The organism is Arthrobacter sp. TMS2-4 (assembly GCF_054511075.1).
In genome coordinates, this window is record NZ_JBTNDI010000011.1 from 61,166 (window position 1) to 80,017 (window position 18,852).

Consider the following 18,852-nt stretch of genomic DNA (forward strand, 5'->3'; position numbering starts at 1 on the left):
CGAACCACCGGAACACCATGACCACACTTCATCCCTCCGCCGGCAGCACCGGCGGCACCCTCGACGACACCCCTGTCCCCGCCGCCGCGGTTACCGACCTGCCGCTGCAGGACGGGCTGTCCTGTCGCGTACACCGTGCCCGGCGCGCACCGGAACCAGGGGTCCCGCGGCAGCTCTTCGTGCTGGTGCACGGGCTCGGAATGTCCTCCCGCTACTTCGACCGGCTGCAGCGCGCGCTCATCGAGCACGGCGACACCCTCGTCCTGGATCTTCCCGGCTTCGGCGGCACACCCACCCCGGAGCGTCAGCTCGGCGTCGACGACTACGCGGCGGTCATCGCCCGGATGCTGGACGAGGAGGGAGCGCAGGGGTGTATCGCCATCGGCCATTCGATGGGCGCCCAGTTCGCGACCGAACTCGCCGTCAGCCGGCCCGATCTGGTGTCACGACTCGTGCTGATCGGTCCGGTCACCGACACTGCCCGCAACTCCGTGGGTCGGCACGCCCTCATGCTCGCCGCCGATTCGCTCGTGGAACCCCCGATCAACACCCTGATGGTCGCGGCGGCGTACGCCCGATGCGGCATCCGCTGGTATCTGAAGGAGCTGCAGGTCATGCTCGGCTACCGCCTCGACGAGAGACTGCCGCTGGTCGACTGTCCCGTCCTGGTGGTCCGGGGCGCCCTCGACACCATCGCGCGACACGACTGGTGCGAAAGGCTCAGCAGCTCGGCCCGCCATGGCCGCCTCGTCGAGCTCGAGGGCCGGCCGCACACTGCGCACCGGGGAGGCGCCGTAGCCATCGCGGACGCGATCCTCGCGTCCCTCCCCGGCCGCGAGGGGCCACCCCACGGATCGTCGTGGTCCGCTGCGTCCGGGCACGCGGACCAGGCTCCGACCCACGGCAGGCTCACGTCGCGGACCTACGCTCCGGGACCGCGCACGCCCGACGAGGTCGTCGAGATGCGCAGCGTGACGGTGCGTGACCGGCAGTGCCGCTCCTACCCCGACGGTCCCGACCCGGACATCGGCCCTGTCGCAGGTGACGACGGGGCACCCGCGCCGGTCTTCGTGCTGATCCATGGGATCGGCATGTCCCACCGGTACTTCAGACGGCTCGGCTCGCTCCTCTCCGCGTACGGCGAGGTGCATCTCATCGATCTGCCGGGTTACGGATGGACGCGGCGACCGGCACACGCGACGACCAACGAGGGGACGGCGGATCTGATCGGGAAGCTGCTCGACGAAGCCGGCCACTCGTCCTGCGTCGTCGTCGGCCACTCCATGGGCGTGCAGAGCGCGACGGAGCTGGCGATCGAACGCCCGGACCTGGTCTCCCACCTGGTGCTCATCGGCGCGGCTGTGGACGTCGAGCGCCGCACCACCCACCAGCAGGCCCTGAGGCTCGGTGTGAACTCCATCCTCGAGAAGCCGCTGCTGAGCGCGGTGCAGTTCCTGGACGTCCTGCGGTGCGGTCCGCGGTGGTACGTCGCCCAGCTCGGACTGGCCATGAGCTACCCCCTCGAGGAACGGCTGCCCAGGGCGGAGCAGCCTGTGCTCGTCCTACGCGGTTCGCGCGACGTCGTGGCAGGCGCCGGCTGGTCGGACCGCCTGGCGCGCACTGCGCAACGCGGCGAATCCGCCACCATCGGCGGTGCGCCCCACGCCGCGCACCACAGCGCCGCCGGTGCCGTGGCAACCGCCATCACCGGCTTCCTGCGGCACGGTCGGACCGGGTAACCCCGACGGGCCGGCCGTGCCACGTGCTCATCGCGGCCGTGCCGGTCCGACGGGGACAGCCCGTGATGCGAGCGATGCGTCCGTTGGTCCCTGGGGCCGATGAGGGGTCGGTCAGCATCGTCGTCGGACGGGAGAGCATCGGCTCGCGTGGCGCGTCGGGCGATATTCCGGCGCGCATCGATGCCCTGCAGACGGAGACGGGTCAGGCCAAGGGCATCCTCATGGAACGGCACAAGGTCACCGGAGACCAGGCCTTCCTGGTGCTGTCGATGACCAGCCAGAGGACCGATACCACGCTGAAGGACGTCGCCGATCACCTCCTCACCAGCGGTGAGCTCCCCGCGCAGGAGAACGCTTCCTAGGAGGGCTTCACACCGCGCCCGACGGGTCAACCCGACGTGGCCGGTTGCATCCGGCGCCCACGTCCACCAACATAGTAAGCAGACTGATTACGTTGTCGCGCAGTGAAATCCGCGCAGGGCACGATCATCCCCACTATCGAGGAGGACCAGCATCATGGCATCAGAGAACACAGCAGGCGCGAGCACCCCGAAGGGGCGCCGCAACGACGTCGTGGCCGCCGAGAAGGAGCAGTTCGGCGGCATCAAGTTCGGGTCGGCGTTCTTCGGCTGGCTGACGGCCATCGGCCTGACCGTCATCCTCAGCGCCCTCGCGACGGCGATCGGCGTCGGCATCGGGGCTTCCGAGTCGAGCACGGCGAGCGAGGCCGCGAACCAGGCTGCCGAGAACGCCGAGACCATCGGCATCGTCAGCGGGATCGTCCTGGCGATCATCCTCTTCGTCGCCTACTACTGCGGCGGCTACGTGGCCGGCCGCATGGCCCGCTTCGACGGTGCCAAGCAGGGCCTCGCCGTCTGGCTCTGGGGCATCATCATCGCTATCGTCCTCGCGATCCTCGCCGTCATCGCCGGTGACCAGTTCAACGTGCTGTCCAACCTCAACGGTGCACCGAGCATCCCCGTGGACGGCAGCGCCCTCACCGCGAGCGGACTGATCGGCCTCGCCATCGCCGTCCTGGTCCCGCTGATTGCGGCGATCCTCGGCGGCAAGGCCGGCATGCACTTCCACCGCAAGGTCGACCAGGTCGGCATCGACCACCGCACCCGCGGCTAGCAGACACCGCACACCGCAGACCACGAGAGGCACCACCCGGACGGGTGGTGCCTCTCGGCGTTCCGGGCCTCAGAACCGGAGAGAACCGGTCGCCGTCCGGTACTGGTCGCGGATCACGGGTCGACAGTCGACAGCGCGGTTCCCGGCGTCGAGCGACCAGGACGGCCGCGAGCCCGTCAGGGCCCACGCGGCCTGCACGGCCGCGCCCCGCGCCACGTATTCGCCGGGTGCCGGGATGCGTACGGGCAGGTCGAACACCTGGGACGCCACCTCCTGCACGGCGGGGTTCTGGGCGGCACCACCGATGAGCAGCAGGTGGCGCGGCTGCACGCCCGTGGCACGCACCGCGTCCAGGGCGTCAGCCAGCCCGCACAGCATGCCCTCGATCGCCGCCCGGGCCAGGTTCGGCGGGGTGGCAGAGGCGATGCTGAGGTTGTGGAAGCTGGCCTTCGCCGTCGGGAGGTTGGGCGTGCGCTCCCCCTCGAAGTACGGCACGAGAACCACGCCGTCCGAGCCTGGCGCGGCGGTTCTCGCAAGCTCCGCCAGGCCGTCGTGGTCCACCCCGAGGATCCCCGCCACCGAGGACAGGACGCGGGCCGCGTTGAGGGTGGCCACGAGAGGCAGGAAGAGCCCGCTGGCGTCGGCGAAACCGGCGACAGCCCCGTTCTCATCCGCGACGGGGTCGGCCGCGACGGCGAAGACGGTTCCGCTGGTGCCGAGGGACACGACGACGTCGCCCTCCTCCGCGCCGAGCCCGAGCGCCGCCCCCGCGTTATCACCCGCACCCGCGCCGACCACGATGCGCCGGTCGCCCGAGGCCGCGAACGAGGGGTGGACGGCGCCGGCGGTCTGAGCCGCACGGAGCACGCGGGGGAGGATCACCGCGTCCGCGGCGGGGTCGGTCTGAGCTTCGCGGGCCGGGCGTCCCAGGATGTGCTCGAACAACGCGAGGTCGTACGCGTCCGCCGCGGGGCTCCAGTAGCCGGTGCCGCTCGCGTCGGAGCGATCGGTCACGAGTTCCTCGAGCACCGGACCGAGCGGCGACTCGCCCTCGGGGCCGAATCCGCGCAACCGCCAGGTGAGCCAGTCGTGGGGGAGTGCCACCGCGGCGATGGCGGGGACGACGTCGGGTTCGGCGTCACGTACCCACCGCACCTTCGTGCCGGTGAAGGACGCGACGGGCGCGGACCCCGTGCGGGCGACGATCTCCCCCAGGCCGAGCTCGCCGATCAGGTCCCGGGCGGCGTCCGCGGACCGGGTGTCGTTCCACAGCAGCGCGTCGCGGAGGACCCTGCCGTCATGGCCGAGCAGCACCATCCCGTGCTGCTGGCCCGCGATGGCGAGGGCGTCGACGTCGTCCCCGAGTCCGTCCGCGGCGCCCAGCGCCGTGCGCAGCGCCTGCCACCACGCTTCGGGGTCCACCTCCGTGCCCTCCGGGTGGAGGGCACGGCCGGTGCGGACCTCGGCGCCCGTGGCGGTGTCGATGACGACGACCTTGCAGCTCTGCGTCGAGGAGTCGACGCCGGCGACGAGGGCCATGGGTCAGCGGGCTCCGAGCAGGTGCTCGATGAAGAGCTGCTGGAGCTTCACGAATCCGAAGCCCTTGCCGTTGAAGTAGGCGTCGGCGTCGAAGTCCTCGTACGAGGCCCGGTCGGCGCGGAGGGCCTCGTAACCCTCGCCCTCGTTGAGCGTGGGCTCGTTGATCTCGGACACCCGGGACGCCGTGAGCGCCGCCTGGACCTCGGGGTCGGCGCGGAAGGCGGCCGCGCGCTCCTTGAGCAGCAGGTAGGTCTGCATGTTCGCGGCCGCGGAGTCCCACACGCCGTCCATGTCCTCGGTGCGGCTGGGCTTGTAGTCGAAGTGGCGGGGTCCGTCGTAGGACGGGCCGCCGGTGGGGCCGCCGTTCTCCAGCAGGTCGACGAGCGAGAACGCGTTCTGCAGGTCGCCGTGGCCGAAGACGAGGTCCTGGTCGAACTTGATGCTGCGCTGCCCGTTCAGGTCGATGTGGAACAGCTTGCCCTGGTAGAGGGCCTGGGCGATGCCATGCGTGAAGTTCAGGCCCGCCATCTGCTCGTGGCCTGTCTCCGGGTTGATGCCCACGAGCTCGGGGCGCTCGAGGGTCTCGATGAAGGCCATCGCGTGCCCCAGCGTCGGCAGGAGGATGTCGCCGCGGGGCTCGTTCGGCTTCGGTTCGATCGCGAAGCGGATGTCGTAGCCCTTGTCGGTGACGTAGTCGCCGAGCAGATTCACGGCCTCGCGGTAGCGCTCGAGGGCGCCGCGGATGTCCTTGGCGGCGTCGTACTCGCTGCCTTCACGGCCGCCCCACATGACGAACGTCGTGGCGCCGAGCTCGGCGGCAAGGTCGATGTTGTCCAGCACCTTGCGCAGGGCGAAGCGGCGCACGCCGCGGTCGTTGCTGGTGAAGCCGCCGTCCTTGAAGACCGGGTGGCTGAAGAGGTTCGTCGTCACCATCGGGACGATCAATCCGGTGGAGCCGAGGGCTCCCTTGAGGCGGTCGATCTGCGCCTGCCGCTCGCCGGCGCTCGAGCCGAAGGGGAAGAGGTCGTCGTCGTGGAAGGTGATGCCGTAGGCGCCGAGGTCGCTCAGGCGGTTGACGGCCTCGACGACGTCGAGGGGAGGGCGGGTCGCGGAACCGAACTGGTCCTGGGCCTCCCAGCCCACCGTCCAGAGGCCGAAGGAGAATTTGTCGTCGCGGGTGGGCTCGATCGTCATTGAGTGCTCCAGGAAGTGTGTGTGACCAATATGTTGCCGTTACAAACATATTAGGTTTGCGCCCAGAGTCAAGTGGGTCAGCGCGCTTCCCGAGGACTCTATCCGTGCAGTGCGCGGACGCTCGCGCGCTGGACCAGCCGTGTGGAGAGCTCGACCCGCGGGCTCTCGACCGTCTGGCCCTCGATGAGCCGGACGAGGGTGCGGGCCGCGAGACTTCCCATCTCGGAGAGGGGTTGGCGGACGGTCGTCAGGGGCGGTGAGGCCCAGCCGGCCTCGGGGAGGTCGTCGAAGCCGATGACGCTGAGGTCGTCCGGGATGCGCAGTCCCTGCCGGCGGGCGGCCTCGTACACCCCGAGGGCCATCTGGTCGCTGGCCGCGAAGATGGCGGTCGGCCGGTCGGGTAGCGCGAGGAGTTCCGTGCCGGCGGAGAATCCGGACGCGTAGTCGAAGTCGCCGCCGACGACGAGCGCCGGGTCGAAGGCGACCCCGGCGGCATCGAGCCCCGCCCGGTAACCGTCGAGGCGCGCCCTGCTGCACCACAGACCCGGGCGACCGGCCACGAATCCGACTCGGCGGTGATTGTGGTGGAGGAGGTGCTCGGTGGCGGTGACGGCGCCCGTCCAGTTGGTTGCCCCGATGGTCGGCACCTCCAGATCCGGCACCCCGGCCGGGTCGACGACGACCAGGGGCAGATTGAGGCGCTGCAGTTCCGCATGCAGGAACGAGTCCAGATCGGTCGTCACGAGGATGGCGCCGTCGCTCGGGCGGGCGCCCAGGGTGTCGAGCCACCGACGCGTCGATTCGCTGCCACCGCGGCGGTGGATCGCGGAGACCACCACGGACAGGCCCTCCGCGTTGAGCGACTCCTCGACGCCCCGGATGATCTCCACCGCCCAGGGGCTGTCGAGGTCGTTGAACACGAGGTCCACGAGTCCGGACGGCGCCGGTCGCCCCGCCCCGCGCCGCCGATAGCCGTACTCCCGCAACAGGACCTCGACGCGCTCGCGGGTCGCGGGGGCAACGTCGGACCGACCGTTCAGGACGCGGGACACCGTGGGGATCGACACGCCCGCCGCGGAGGCGATGGCGGAGATCGTCACCGCGGGCCGGGCATTGTCCTGCATGTCGTCCTCCTCGGGAAGCCCCGACGCCACAGCAGGGCGTCGCCGGGGTCGAAAACCTCCACACCCTTGACCTCCGGGGTGCGGTGTTCCTAACCTACAGCAACGGCATTTCCGGAAGTTTCCGGAAATGGACTGATCACCGGATCGGTCGTCATGCCTCAGGTACCTCAAAGGAGAGCTCATGCAGGTTCGTTCGTCCATCGCCGCAGCAGTCCTGGCGTCCGCCATGGTCCTTCCCGCGGCAGCGCCCGCCCTCGCCGCGCATCACCAGCCGCCCCGCCCGCAGGGGATCGAGAAGAAGGACACCCTCCGCTGGGTGGCACCGCAGGACCTGAAGATCGGCACTGCAGTCGCGGGCGGCGGCCACCACGAGACCCAGCCCTACCCCGATCCCTTCACCTTCGACCAGGAGTACCGGAAGCGCCTCGCGGCCGAGTTCAGCTCCGTCTCGCCGGAGAACCAGCTCAAGTGGGAATTCGTCCACCCCGAGCAGGGCACCTACCGGTTCGCCGAGATGGACGCGATCGTGGAGTTCGCGCAGGAGAACAAGCAGGTGGTCCGCGGCCACACCCTGTTCTGGCACAGCCAGAACCCGGCCTGGCTCGAGGAGGGCGACTTCACGAAGGACGAACTGCGCGCCATCCTCAAGGACCACATCCAGACGGTGGTGGGACGGTACGCGGGCACGATCCAGCAGTGGGACGTCGCGAACGAGATCTTCAACGGCGACGGGACGCTGCGCACCACCGACAACATCTGGATCCGCGAGCTCGGCCCGGAGATCATCGCTGACGCCTTCCGCTGGGCACACGAGGCGGATCCCACGGCGAAGCTGTTCTTCAACGACTACGGCGTCGAGGGCATCAATGCGAAGAGCAACGCCTACCTCGAACTGATCCCTCGGCTCCAGGCCCAGGGCGTGCCCGTGGACGGCTTCGCCATCCAGGGCCACCTCAGCACCCGCTACGGGTTCCCGGGCGACCTGCAGGCGAACCTGCAGCGCTTCGACGATCTCGGCCTGGAGACGGCGATCACCGAGATCGACGTGCGCATGGACGTGGCCGCGGGGACGTCGCCCACGGATGCGCAGCTCGCGACGCAGGCGAGCTACTACCAGCGGGCCCTCGAGGCCTGCGTCTCCGTGGACGAGTGCAACTCGTTCACCATCTGGGGCTTCACCGACAAGTACTCCTGGGTGCCCGTGTTCTTCAGCGGCGAGGGTGAGGCGACGGTCATGTGGAACGACTTCACCCGCAAGCCCGCCTACTACGCGCTGCAGGACACCCTCGAGCAGGCATCCCCCGGGCGCGGCAACCGCTGACCCGTGATCGACGACAGAACAGGAACAACCATGAGACGACGTTGTCTGATCGCGGGCGCCACGGCCTTCGGCCTGGTGGCCGGGGCCGGTGCATTGGCGCTGCCGGCGAACGCAGAGGAGCCCGCGGTGCTCCTCACCGAGGACTTCGAGGACGGCGCCTTCGGGCCGCTGGTCCAGAACGGCGGGGCAACCCTGTCGGTGGTCGACGCCGACGGTGACAAGGCCCTGCTGGTCAAGGGCAGGACCAACGACTACGACGGCGTGAAGACGCCCGCCGACCTCCTGCAGGCCGGTGGCACCTACTCCTTCTCCGCGCAGGTGAAGCTCGCTGCCGCTGCCGGGACGACGACGTCGGCACGCTTCGTCGTCGAACCCGCGTACACCTGGGTGGGCAACACCACGGTGTCGGCCGACGCGTGGACCACGGTGAGCGGGACGTTCACCGCCCCTGCCGGCGCCGACCCGTCTGCGCTGCGTGCCTTCCTCGGGACAGGAGACCTCGGTGCACCGTACGACTACCTCGTGGACGACGTCGTGATCACCGGCACCGTCGCGCCGGGGGACGGTGGGACCTGGCAGCCCACGCCGGATCCCGCCTTCGTTCCGGGCGGTGCCGCCAACCCCACCTCCACGCCTCTCGCCGCGGCCCGCGGCACCGGGAACGTCGTCGCCCTCACCTTCGACGACGGCCCCAATCCAGGTGAGACCGCCGCCCTCCTCGACCTCCTGACGAGCAAGGGGATCACCGCGACCTTCTGCGTCATCGGACAGAACATCCAGGCGGACGGTGGGGCGGACCTGCTGAAGCGGATCGTCGCCGAAGGGCACACGGTGTGCAACCACGGCACGTCCTTTGCGGACATGGGGTCGTGGACGCAGGAGCAGGTCGAGGCGGACCTGAAGGAGAACCTCCGCATCATCCGTGCGGCTGCGGGGGACCCTTCCCTGCAGGTGCCCTACTTCCGGGCGCCGAACGGCAGCTGGGGTGCCACCGGCGAGGTTGCTGCGGCGCTCGGCATGCAGCCGCTCGGCCTGGGGAACGTCATCGCCGACTGGGACGGCAACGACCTCAGTGAGGCGACACTGACCGCGAATCTCCGTGGGGCGTTCACCCCCGGCGCCGTGGTGCTCGCGCACGACGGCGGTGGCGACCGCTCCAACACCGTGAAGGCCGTGGCGACGGTCGTGAGCGAGAAGCAGGCCGAGGGCTGGACCTTCGCCCTGCCCACCGGCGGCGCCGGGCAGGCGACCGGGGTCACGAGCGGGTTCGAGACCGGGACCGACGGCTGGACGGCCCGGGGCGACGGCGTGCAGGTCGCTCCCGGCAGCGACACCCGCACCGGGACCGGCAGTCTGCTCGTCACCCACCGCACCCAGCCCTGGCACGGCGCGGCACTCGACGTCACCGCGGGACTGGCCGTGGGATCAGCGGTGGAGGTGTCGGTCTGGGCGAAACTCGCTCCGGGCCAGCCACCTGCCTCCCTCAAGGTGTCCGTGCAGCGCGACAACGGCGGCGCGAGTGCGTACGAGGGTGTGGCCGGCGCCGCAGCGACCGTCACGGCCGACAGCTGGACGCAGCTGAAGGGTACGTACACCCTCGGGGCGGCAGCCGACAAGGCCCAGATCTACGTCGAGGGGCCCGTCGGCGTCGACTTCCTCCTCGACGACTTCAGCCTTGCGGCCTTCGGCGAGAAGCCCATCCAGACCGATGTACCCGGGCTCAAGGACGTCCTCGGGGCGGAGGGGATCGAGCACGTCGGTGTGGCCATCGACGCCCGGGAGACCGTGGGGACGGCGGCGGACCTCGTGCGGAAGCACTACGACGCCGTCACCCCCGAGAACGCAGGCAAGCCCGAGAGCGTGCAACCGGTCGAGGGTCAGTTCTCCTTCGCGCAGCTGGACCAGCTGTTGGACTTCGCCGATGCCAATGATGTGCAGGTCTACGGGCACGTCCTGGCGTGGCACTCGCAGACCCCGGCGTGGTTCTTCAAGGACGGTACCCGCGACCTGACGGACAGCCCCGCCGACCAGGCACTGCTGAAGGCCCGCCTGGAAGCCCACATCAAGGGCATCGCGGACCACATCGACGCCCGCTACCCCGACGGCGACAGCCCCATCTGGGCCTGGGACGTCGTCAACGAGGTCATCGCCGACGGCGACACCGCCAATCCGCACGACATGCGGGACAGCCGGTGGTTCCAGGTGCTCGGCGAGGGGTTCGTGGACGAGGCCTTCCGCCTCGCCGACCGCTACTTCCCCGATGCGGCCCTGTTCATCAACGACTACAACACCGAGATGCCGGAGAAGCGCGCCGACTACCTCTCACTGATCAGCGCGCTGGAGGCACGGAACGTGCCGATCGACGGGGTGGGGCACCAGGCGCACGTGGACGTCGCCCGGCCGGTGGAGTGGCTCGAGGATTCCATCGTGGCCGTCGAGCGCCTGAACCCGGACCTGCTGCAGGCCATCACCGAACTCGACGTGAACGCCTCCACGGAGAATCAGGGCGCCGATGTCAGCGGTGCCCCGCAGGATCCGTACAGTCCGGCGTTCGAGGACGATGCGGACGCGGCGGCCGAGGTCGGGTACTACTACCGCGACCTGTTCGCCATGCTGCGCGAACACAACGAGTCCGTCGATTCGGTGACCTTCTGGGGCATCAGCAATGCCCGCACCTGGCTGCGGACGTGGCCGATGGCCCGGCCGTGGGAACAGCCGCTGCCGTTCGACGACGACCTGCAGGTCACCCCGGCGTACTGGGGGATCGTCGACCCGGCCAGGCTCCCGGCGCGGCCGGCCGACGTGCTGGCGCCGCGGATCGCCGGCCAGTCGGACATCCATGCGGTCTCCAGCGGTGCCAGCGGCGCGAAGGTGAAGTACACCCTGCCGTCCGCGATCGACACCCTCGACGGCGCGGTCCCGCTGGACTGCGATCCGGCGCCGGGCGCACGCTTCGTCATCGGCACCACCACGGTGACGTGCACCGCCACGGACGAGGCCGGCAACACCCGGACCAGCTCGTTCGACGTCGTCGTGACCCGCAAGCAGCCCGGGAAGCCCTGACGATTCCGGCACCCGGGTCGCACGAAGCCCCTGTCCTCGTCTGAGGGCGGGGGCTTCGTCGTGGTCCGCGTGCTGGGCGCCGCGCTTCTGCCCATTCGAGCGGGCTGCCCGGCGGGCATGAGCGCGGATGCCCACCGGTCCGGGCGAGTCGCTGGGCGGAAGCGCGACTGCGGGTGCTGCATGACGCGCACCGATGCCGCGGAGATGGGCAGAGCCGGCGACGACGGCTCCTGGGTCAGGAAGCGTACGCGCCGAGGAGCCGCACGGAACCGCCGTCCACGCCCTTGGCGCCCTGGACGTAGTCCGGTCCGTCGGTGCTCCCGTCACCGGCGACCTGCACGCTGCCCATGACCCAGGACGGCACACCGGCCGCGTTCAGCTGCGCGAGGGCGGCGTCGGCGCCCGAGGCTCCGACGATCGCGACCATCCCGACGCCGAGGTTGAGGGTGCGTTCGAGGTCCGGCAGGGGGACGGATCCGAGCTGTGCGACGGTCCTGAAGACCGGAGGCACCGCCCAGGTGGAGCGATCCACGGTGGCCTCCAGTCCGCGGGGCAGCACGCGGGCGAGATTCGCCGCGAGCCCGCCACCGGTGACGTGGCTGAACCCGTGCACCTGCGCGGCGTCGTTCCGTGCGAGGGCGAGGCAGTCCGAGGCGTAGACACGGGTGGGCTCGAGCAGTTCCTCGCCGAGCGTCCGCCCGAAGTCGGGGACCTGCCGGTCCAGCGCCCACCCCGCCTGGTCGATGACCCGGCGGACCAGGGAGTAGCCGTTGGAGTGCAGGCCGGAGGAGGCCATGCCGATCACGACGTCGCCGGCCAGGACGCGGTCGGGGCCGAGGACGCGGTCCGCCTCGACGACGCCGGTCGCCGCTCCGGCGACGTCGTACTCGTGCTCGCCGAGCAGCCCCGGGTGCTCCGCCGTCTCCCCACCCACCAGGGCGGTGCCGGCCACCGAGCAGCCGGCCGCGATACCGCGGACGATGTCCGCGATGCGCTCGGGGACCACCTTCCCGCAGGCGATGTAGTCCGTCATGAACAGCGGCTCCGCACCGACCACCACGATGTCGTCCACGACCATGCCCACGAGGTCGAACCCGATGGTGTCGTGGATGTCCAGGGCCTGCGCGATGGCGACCTTGGTGCCCACGCCGTCCGTCGACGTCGCGAGCAGCGGCCGCGTGTAGGTGAGGAGGCGGGAGGCATCGAAGAGCCCGGCGAAACCGCCCACCCCGCCGATGACCTGCGCGCCGTGCGTGGCCCGGACGGCGTCCTTCATGAGTTCGACGGCGCGGTCACCCGCCTCGACGTCCACTCCGGCGCTGGCGTAGGTGATGGGGTTGGGGGCGCTCATACCCGCTCCTTCTTGTCGTCGGCGGTCAGTACGGCTTCGAATTCGGCGTCCGGCCCCGGGTCGCAGCCCCCGGCACCCGACCGGTCGGCCGGATCGAGGCGCTCCAGCAGGTTCTTGCCCAGGCGGTCGTCGACGGGCAGTTCGATGGGGTAGGTCCCGGTGAAGCAGGCCGTGCAGAGGCGCTCGCGGGGCTGCTGCGTGGCGTCGATCATGCCGTCCTCGGAGATGTAGGCGAGGCTGTCGGCGCCCACGGACTTGCTGATCTCGTCGATCGCCGCGCCGTTCGCGATGAGCTCCGCACGGGACGCGAAGTCGATGCCGTAGAAGCAAGGCCAGCGCACGGGCGGCGAGGAGATCTTGACGTGGACCTCCGCGGCGCCGGCCTCGCGCAGCATCCGGACGACGGCGCGCTGCGTATTGCCGCGCACGATCGAATCGTCGACGACGATGATGCGCTTGCCGCGGATGACGGATTCGAGGGCGTTGAGCTTGAGCCGGATGCCGAGCTGGCGCAGCGTCTGGCTGGGCTGGATGAACGTGCGCCCTACATAGGCGTTCTTCACGAAACCGTGGGCGAACGGGATGCCGGACTCCTCCGCGAAGCCGACGGCGGCGGGCGTCCCGGATTCGGGGACCGGGATCACGATGTCCGCCTCTGCCGTGTTCTCGCGGGCGAGCTGGCGACCCATCTCCACGCGGGCCTCGTACACGGAGCGCCCGGCGATCGCGGCGTCGGGCCGGGCGAGGTACACGTACTCGAAGACGCATCCCGCGGGGGTGGGGGAACCGAAGCGGCTGCTGCGCACGCCGTCCTCGTCGATCGCGATGAACTCCCCGGGCTCGATCTCGCGGATGAAGCTCGCGCCGACGGTGGCGAGCGCGGCCTGCTCCGAGGCGACGACCCACCCGCGCTCGAGGCGGCCGAGGACGAGGGGCCGGACGCCGTAGGTGTCCCGTGCCGCGTAGAGCGTCCCCTCGTCCATGAAGACGAAGCAGAACGCGCCGCGGATGCTCGGCAGCAGGGCGAGGGCCGTCTGTTCGAGGGAGCGGTCGTCGTCGCCGTCGAGGAGCGCGGTGACGAGGGCGGTGTCCGTGGTGTTGCCCTGTGCCATCTCGCCGGCGCGCGGCTTGCCGTGGCGCGCGAGGACCATCTCGTAGAGCTCGGCCGAGTTGGTGAGGTTGCCGTTGTGGGCGAGGGCCACGGTGCCCGCCGCGGTAGCGCCGAGGGTGGGCTGCGCGTTGGCCCAGTGGGAGGAGCCGGTCGTGGAGTAGCGGCAGTGGCCGACGGCGATGTGGCCGGTCAGGGTGTTGAGCGTGGCCTCGTCGAAGACCTGGGACACGAGGCCCATGTCCTTATAGACGTTGATGCGGTGGCCGTCGCTCGTGGCGATGCCCGCCGACTCCTGGCCGCGGTGCTGCAGCGCGTACAGGCCGTAGTAGGCGAGTTTGGCGACCTCTTCACCGGGGGCCCAGACGCCGAACACGCCGCAGGCGTCCTGGGGTCCTTTTTCGCCGGGAAGAAGATCGTGGGAGAGTTGTCCGTCGCCGCGCAGCATGCCGCCATTCTCTCACGCCACGGACTGCCGACCCTCTTCCGGATGCGCCTGTTGCGTGCCGGCCAGCTTCCCGATCAGCCGTTCCATCCGGGCGATCCCGACGAACCGCCCGGCGTTGTCCGTCACGAGCAGCGGGGCGAAGCGGGAGGCCGCCTCCCGGGTGACGGAGCGCGTGAGGGCCTCGTCGATCGGGGTGTCCACGTTGACGACCAGGCCGGTGGTGACGACGCCGAGGCGCGCCGCGTCCTCGGTGAGGACCGCCTGCGGCCTCCGCCCGTCGAGGAGGACGACGTCGGTGAGGTGCGGGTTCTCGGCGAACAGGGCCGCCGCCGCGCCCGGGGAGGGTGCTGTCGCCGCCGGTTCGACGACGCCGCGCACCGTCGACGCGGTGGTCCCGCGCTCCCGGGCGGCCAGGCGGAGCGCGAGGTCGGGATCGAGGTCCTGCCAGGGCGGCGCGGGCCGGCCCAGGAGGTACCCCTGCACGAGGGGGACCCCGAGGGCGGCGAGGGTGTCGAGTTCCTCGACCCGCTCGATGCCCTCGGCGAGCAGCCAGGCGTCCACCCGGCCGGCGAAGAGCCCGATCATCTCCATCAGTGCACGCTTGGCCTCGTCCGTGTCGATGTCACGCACGAGCTCCCGATCCATCTTGATGATGGCGGGCCGCAGGGCGAGCAGGTGCTGCAGGCCCGCGTAGCCGGACCCGGCGTCGTCGACCGCGATCAGGGCGCCGGCCGCACGCAGCGTGTCCAGGTGGGGTTCCAGGGCGAGGTAGGACTCGATGGGCGACTGCTCGGTCAGTTCCACGACGACGCCCGCGAGGTTCCCCTGCTCGGCCCAGACCTGCCGCACGAGGGGTGAGAAGAGCAGGGCGGGGGAGACGTTGACGGTGAGGAAGCAGTTCACCGGGAGGGCCCCCCGGTGCACGAAGGCGCTGCGGAGCGCTGCCGCCTCGAGTGCCGCCGCGCACCCCTGCCGCCGCGCACGGGCGAACCACACCTCGGGATTCTTCTCCGTGTACCCGGGGAAGCGCACGAGGGCCTCGTAGCCGACCACCGTGCCCCGGGCGGTGTCGATGATGGGCTGGTAGGCGGAGGTGATGCCCTCACCGAGGCACGCGGCGGCGAGCTCGGAGGCCTCCTGCGCGGCCGGTGCCTGGCCCAGGGCCGCCATCGGGAGGGGGATCAGACGGTGACGATGCTGCCGCGGACCGCGCCGACGAGCTCGGGCGTGATCTCGGTCAGGCCGTGCGCCGACGCCGCGTGCGCGCCGACCTGGGCGAGCACCTCGTCCGCGGTGCTGCAGACCCAGCGGGCCTCGCAGCCCGGTACGACATCTCCACACGCGAATGCCTTCATGGCACAGTCCTCTTCTCCGGCTCGATGACCCCCCATCGGTCCCTACTGTCGTCACCCGGGGCCGCGGTGTAAGCAGTATCCGGGCAGGGGACCTCAGGCGTCGTCGGTGCGCTCGGCCCGCGCCCGCTCGGCGCGCTTCACACTCCGGCGGTCGATGAGGAGCACCAGCAGGGCGGCGAGGAGCACCCCGGGCAGGGCGAAGGCCACGGTGAAGAAGCCGAGGATCGATTCGCGCGTGAGGGTCGGGTCCACCGGGCCGGTGTAGGCGAGCACCAGGGCCGCGAGGAAGCCGAGGAGCGCGCCGAGCAGCATGAAGGGCACGAACTTCGGCGCCCGGCGGACGGTCACCTCGCGGACGGCCGGAGCGGCAGGCCGGGCGTCAACGGTGCGGGCAGCCGGTGCGGCGTCCGCGGGACGGGCGACCGGTGTGCCCACGACGGGACGGGCGCCGTCGGCCGGTGCATCCGGCTGTTCGGGGGAGGGAGGCGGCGGCTGCTGCTCGGAGGTCATGGTTTAAGGCTACCGGGCGTCAGCGTGCCAGCCGGACGAGCTGGTAGCCGGCTTCGTCGAACACCAGCGTGTAGTCCGTCCCCGGGAACCGCTGCTCGGCGTGGGCCTCGGCGTCGGCCGGACGGGTTGCGCCCCAGCTCCAGTCGTCGGCATCGACGACGAGGTAGTCCGGTGCGGGGTTGGTGTTGCCGAGCCAGTACACACGGGTCTCCGGAGCGAGGTACGCCATGAGGACCACGCCGCTCTCCACCGTGGAGCCCTCGGGGATGAGGTCCATCATGCGATGGGCGGCCTCCCAGCGGTCGGACTGCCGGTACGTGTCCGGTTCGGCGAGGACGGCGAACTTCTGGCTGGGCAGCAGGATCAGGCAGGCGGTGACGGCGGCAGGGACGCCGAGTAGCGCCGCGGACCGCACCCAGCGCCGCGGTCTCGTCCGGAGAGAGTGCACACCGTCCATCAGGCCGAGGAAGAGCACGGGCATGAGCACCGCGCTGTAGTGCCAGTCGGAGCCCCAGTACTCGTCCTGGCCGGCGGCGAACCGCCACAGCAGCGTCGGCAGCAGGATCAGGCCGAGCGGCGAGCGGAGGAACAGGATGCCCCCGGCGAGCAGGAGCAGCAGGAGGGTCTCATGCTTCGCGGTGCCGGTGAGGAGGTCGACGACGGCGCCGGCGGGGTCCGCGATCATGGCCCCGGCGTCGATCCGGTCCGCGTAGTCGTACTGGCCGGCGGTGTTGAGCGCCGGCAGGATGACGCGCACGGAGAGGACCAGCCACAACGCGCCCCAGGCGGTGAGCCACAGGCCGGCCACCGTCCGGAGCCGCCACGCGACGACCAGCCCGAGGGCCATGACGGTGAGCCCGAGGTCCTCCTTGACGAAGACGAGCAGCCCGCCCCAGAGGACGGCGGGCAGCACGCGCCGCGCCAGCACCGCTTCGAGGCTGAGGGCCAGGAGCGGTACGGCGAACGCGATCTCGTGGAACTGCGCCGCGACGGCGGACTGCAGGCCCCAGGACAGCGCGTAGGCGATCCCGACGGCGATCCCGGCGGCCGTCCCGAGGATCCGCACGCCGGCACGGGTGACGATCGCGACGGACAGCCCGAAGAGCAGGTTCTGCACGATCAGGAGGGTCAGGCCCGACGGCGCGACCGCGTACGCGGGCCCCAGCAGCACGAGCAACGGGTGGAAGTGGTCCCCCAGGAGGTTGAAGTCCTCGCCCTTGATGGGGACGATCGGGGCGTCGAGGCCCGCATAGGCCTTCGCGAGCTGCGTGAAGATCCCGAGGTCCCAGGACGGGGAATCGAGCCGGTTCCACTGGGTGACGGAGAACAGGGTGTAGACGAGGGTGGCCGCGACGCCGGTCAGCCACGCGCCGGGCGGCTGCCGGCGGAGCGCCGCTCCCGTGCGGCCCAGCAGGGACGAGCGGTCCTCCTGCGTCGGGTCCGGGCTGTCGGCGCGACGCCGCCGGGCGGCCGGCGTTGCTCCCGGAGCCGACGCGGCGGGCGTCGGACCCGGAGCCGATCCCGCGGTGGGCGTCGGACTCGACGGCGTCAGGTCGGCGCTCGGCGCGTCACCGGTCACGGGCGGCGCCCGACGAGGGGCAGCCACGCGCTGAGGTCTGCGCGCTGGCCGGAGGCCGCCACCTGACCCGCCGCGACGGCGTCGGGCCACGCCGTGGTTCCGGTGACCAGCGCGAGCCAGGTGGCGGCGTCGGTCTCTACCACGTTCGGCGGCGTGCCGCGGGTGTGGCGCGGGCCCTCGACGCACTGCGTGACGCCGAACGGGGGGACCCGCACCTCGACGCTGTTCCCGGGCGCGATCTCCGCAAGCTCCTCGAGGGTGAATCGCACTGCCATGGCGAGTTCTGGCCGGCCGGCCGAGCCCTCGGCCACCTGTGCCAGGGCGCGGTGGCCGTCCTCACCGGTGATGCGTCGTCGTGCCATGCGCTGCCGCTCCTAGTCGAGCAGGGCCAGGACGGGGGCGGCGAGGCGCAGGCTGCCCACGGAGCGGCCGCCGCCCAGGATCGGGGTGACGACCTTCTCGAGGGTGGCCCCGACCTTGTCGGCGTCGATCGCCCCGGACGCCGCGAGGAGTGTGAGGCCCACGAGGGTCGCCGCGCGGGCGTTGCCGTCGAGGACCTTCAGGGCCAGGCAGGCGCCGGTCGGGGCTGCGAGGACGAGGACGCCCTCGGCCCCGCTCTTGGCGAGCACGCCGAGGTCCTCCATGACCACCGAATTCTCCATACCGTGGCCGTGGACCGCCCAGGGGTAGTCCAGCATCGCGGTGGCGATCGTCGCGGCCCGGGCGTCTGCGTGCTTGTCGGAGGGGGCCTTCGCGACCTTCCCGATCCCGCGGGCGAGGCCGGTCAGCGACACGGCGGCGACGGGCGCACCGCAGCCGTCGACGCCCCACGCGGCCACGGACTCCTCCGTGTACTCCTCGATGACGGAGGCCACGGAGCGCTGCAACGGGTGCGTGGGGTCGAGGTAGGTGTCGGTGTCCCAGCCGTTCTCCGTGCACGCCCACAGGAACGCCGCGTGCTTGCCGGAGCAGTTGAAGGCGATGCGCTGCCTGCCCTTGCCGCTGCGGACGAGCTCGTGGCGGGCCTCCTCGTCCTGCGGCCAGTCCTCCGGGCACTGCAGGTGGTCCTCGGTGACACCGGCGGCGTCGAGCATGGTCCGCACCACGTCCATGTGCTCCCGGCTGGCCACGTGGCTGGCCGCCGCGAGGGCCACCTGCGGTCCGCGCAGCGGGACCCCCGCCTTCATGCTGGCGAGGGCCTGGAACGGCTTGAGCGTGGAGCGCGGGAAGATCGGGCTCGTGACATCGCCGAGTTCGGTCACCACGGCGCCGTCGGCGGCGAGGACGACGGCGGCCCCGACGTGGCGGGACTCGATGAAACCGTTGCGTTCCAGGACGGCGAAGTCCACGGCGTCAGCCGTAGTGAAAGTGGAGGGCATGATGCCAG

General features: G+C 71.0%; 16 protein-coding genes. 5 read left to right on the forward strand and 11 right to left on the reverse strand.

Annotated features, from left to right (window positions below):
• Positions 1–17 precede the first annotated feature (17 nt).
• From ACX80F_RS13490 to ACX80F_RS13500, 3 genes are all read left to right on the forward strand, one after another.
• On the forward strand, positions 18–1,739 hold the full coding sequence (locus ACX80F_RS13490; RefSeq protein WP_459336919.1) for an alpha/beta fold hydrolase: 1,722 nt from the start codon (positions 18–20) through the stop codon (positions 1,737–1,739).
• A gap of 74 nt (positions 1,740–1,813) precedes the next feature.
• Positions 1,814–2,101, forward strand: coding sequence for an ANTAR domain-containing protein (locus ACX80F_RS13495; RefSeq protein WP_459336920.1), 288 nt, complete (start codon positions 1,814–1,816; stop codon positions 2,099–2,101).
• Positions 2,102–2,255: 154 nt separating this feature from the next.
• Entirely contained in the window at positions 2,256–2,873 is a 618-nt protein-coding gene (locus tag ACX80F_RS13500) for a hypothetical protein (protein ID WP_459336921.1), read from the forward strand.
• A 69-nt stretch (positions 2,874–2,942) separates the two neighbouring features.
• On the opposite strand, the gene ACX80F_RS13505 is transcribed toward ACX80F_RS13500, so the two are convergent.
• The 3 genes from ACX80F_RS13505 to ACX80F_RS13515 all read right to left on the reverse strand — a co-directional run bounded on the left by ACX80F_RS13505 (position 2,943) and on the right by ACX80F_RS13515 (position 6,730).
• A complete protein-coding gene (locus tag ACX80F_RS13505) occupies positions 2,943–4,412 on the reverse strand; it encodes a xylulokinase (protein ID WP_459336922.1) in 1,470 nt (489 codons plus the stop codon).
• A gap of 3 nt (positions 4,413–4,415) precedes the next feature.
• Entirely contained in the window at positions 4,416–5,606 is a 1,191-nt protein-coding gene (xylA, locus tag ACX80F_RS13510; protein ID WP_459336923.1) for a xylose isomerase, read from the reverse strand.
• Between the two features lie 98 nt (positions 5,607–5,704).
• On the reverse strand, positions 5,705–6,730 hold the full coding sequence (locus tag ACX80F_RS13515; RefSeq protein WP_459336924.1) for a LacI family DNA-binding transcriptional regulator: 1,026 nt from the start codon (positions 6,728–6,730) through the stop codon (positions 5,705–5,707).
• A 181-nt stretch (positions 6,731–6,911) separates the two neighbouring features.
• On the opposite strand from ACX80F_RS13515, the gene ACX80F_RS13520 reads away from it, so the two are divergent.
• Both ACX80F_RS13520 and ACX80F_RS13525 read left to right on the forward strand, forming a co-directional pair.
• The gene (locus tag ACX80F_RS13520) at positions 6,912–8,051 is read left to right on the forward strand and encodes an endo-1,4-beta-xylanase (protein ID WP_459336925.1); all 1,140 of its coding nucleotides are present in this window, start codon (positions 6,912–6,914) and stop codon (positions 8,049–8,051) included.
• A gap of 30 nt (positions 8,052–8,081) precedes the next feature.
• Entirely contained in the window at positions 8,082–11,114 is a 3,033-nt protein-coding gene (locus tag ACX80F_RS13525) for an endo-1,4-beta-xylanase (protein ID WP_459336926.1), read from the forward strand.
• Positions 11,115–11,349: 235 nt separating this feature from the next.
• Here ACX80F_RS13525 and purM read toward each other — a convergent pair whose 3' ends face one another.
• The 8 genes from purM to ACX80F_RS13565 form a co-directional block, all read right to left on the reverse strand.
• Positions 11,350–12,465, reverse strand: coding sequence for a phosphoribosylformylglycinamidine cyclo-ligase (gene purM, locus ACX80F_RS13530; protein WP_459336927.1), 1,116 nt, complete (start codon positions 12,463–12,465; stop codon positions 11,350–11,352).
• Positions 12,462–14,021, reverse strand: coding sequence for an amidophosphoribosyltransferase (purF, locus tag ACX80F_RS13535; protein ID WP_459336928.1), 1,560 nt, complete (start codon positions 14,019–14,021; stop codon positions 12,462–12,464). Before purF ends, purM begins: the two co-directional genes overlap by 4 nt.
• A 12-nt stretch (positions 14,022–14,033) precedes the next feature.
• Positions 14,034–15,191 carry an EAL domain-containing protein gene (locus tag ACX80F_RS13540; protein WP_459336929.1) on the reverse strand — a complete coding sequence of 386 codons (1,158 nt, stop codon included), beginning with the start codon at positions 15,189–15,191 and terminating at the stop codon, positions 14,034–14,036.
• A gap of 11 nt (positions 15,192–15,202) precedes the next feature.
• Positions 15,203–15,376 carry a DUF1059 domain-containing protein gene (locus ACX80F_RS13545; RefSeq protein WP_459336930.1) on the reverse strand — a complete coding sequence of 58 codons (174 nt, stop codon included), beginning with the start codon at positions 15,374–15,376 and terminating at the stop codon, positions 15,203–15,205.
• 93 nt (positions 15,377–15,469) lie between these two features.
• Entirely contained in the window at positions 15,470–15,886 is a 417-nt protein-coding gene (locus ACX80F_RS13550; RefSeq protein WP_459336931.1) for a hypothetical protein, read from the reverse strand.
• Between the two features lie 19 nt (positions 15,887–15,905).
• Positions 15,906–17,492: a DUF2079 domain-containing protein gene (locus tag ACX80F_RS13555; protein ID WP_459336932.1), complete on the reverse strand. Its 1,587-nt coding sequence runs from the start codon at positions 17,490–17,492 to the stop codon at positions 15,906–15,908.
• Positions 17,462–17,827 carry a sterol carrier family protein gene (locus ACX80F_RS13560; RefSeq protein WP_459336933.1) on the reverse strand — a complete coding sequence of 122 codons (366 nt, stop codon included), beginning with the start codon at positions 17,825–17,827 and terminating at the stop codon, positions 17,462–17,464. Before ACX80F_RS13560 ends, ACX80F_RS13555 begins: the two co-directional genes overlap by 31 nt.
• Positions 17,828–17,839: 12 nt before the next feature.
• Positions 17,840–18,844 (reverse strand): asparaginase, encoded by a 1,005-nt coding sequence (locus ACX80F_RS13565; protein ID WP_459336934.1) that lies wholly within the window; start codon positions 18,842–18,844, stop codon positions 17,840–17,842.
• Between the last annotated feature and the right edge of the window lie 8 nt (positions 18,845–18,852).

Excerpts from the sequence above, each read along its gene's own strand:
- ACX80F_RS13490 (WP_459336919.1), top strand. The coding sequence starts at position 18 with ATGACCACACTTCATCCCTCCGCCGGCAGCACCGGCGGCACCCTCGAC.
- ACX80F_RS13495 (WP_459336920.1), top strand. The coding sequence starts at position 1,814 with ATGCGTCCGTTGGTCCCTGGGGCCGATGAGGGGTCGGTCAGCATCGTC.
- ACX80F_RS13500 (WP_459336921.1), top strand. The coding sequence starts at position 2,256 with ATGGCATCAGAGAACACAGCAGGCGCGAGCACCCCGAAGGGGCGCCGC.
- ACX80F_RS13505 (WP_459336922.1), bottom strand. The coding sequence starts at position 4,412 with ATGGCCCTCGTCGCCGGCGTCGACTCCTCGACGCAGAGCTGCAAGGTC.
- xylA (WP_459336923.1), bottom strand. The coding sequence starts at position 5,606 with ATGACGATCGAGCCCACCCGCGACGACAAATTCTCCTTCGGCCTCTGG.
- ACX80F_RS13515 (WP_459336924.1), bottom strand. The coding sequence starts at position 6,730 with ATGCAGGACAATGCCCGGCCCGCGGTGACGATCTCCGCCATCGCCTCC.
- ACX80F_RS13520 (WP_459336925.1), top strand. The coding sequence starts at position 6,912 with ATGCAGGTTCGTTCGTCCATCGCCGCAGCAGTCCTGGCGTCCGCCATG.
- ACX80F_RS13525 (WP_459336926.1), top strand. The coding sequence starts at position 8,082 with ATGAGACGACGTTGTCTGATCGCGGGCGCCACGGCCTTCGGCCTGGTG.
- purM (WP_459336927.1), bottom strand. The coding sequence starts at position 12,465 with ATGAGCGCCCCCAACCCCATCACCTACGCCAGCGCCGGAGTGGACGTC.
- purF (WP_459336928.1), bottom strand. The coding sequence starts at position 14,021 with ATGCTGCGCGGCGACGGACAACTCTCCCACGATCTTCTTCCCGGCGAA.
- ACX80F_RS13540 (WP_459336929.1), bottom strand. The coding sequence starts at position 15,191 with ATGGCGGCCCTGGGCCAGGCACCGGCCGCGCAGGAGGCCTCCGAGCTC.
- ACX80F_RS13545 (WP_459336930.1), bottom strand. The coding sequence starts at position 15,376 with ATGAAGGCATTCGCGTGTGGAGATGTCGTACCGGGCTGCGAGGCCCGC.
- ACX80F_RS13550 (WP_459336931.1), bottom strand. The coding sequence starts at position 15,886 with ATGACCTCCGAGCAGCAGCCGCCGCCTCCCTCCCCCGAACAGCCGGAT.
- ACX80F_RS13560 (WP_459336933.1), bottom strand. The coding sequence starts at position 17,827 with ATGGCACGACGACGCATCACCGGTGAGGACGGCCACCGCGCCCTGGCA.
- ACX80F_RS13565 (WP_459336934.1), bottom strand. The coding sequence starts at position 18,844 with ATGCCCTCCACTTTCACTACGGCTGACGCCGTGGACTTCGCCGTCCTG.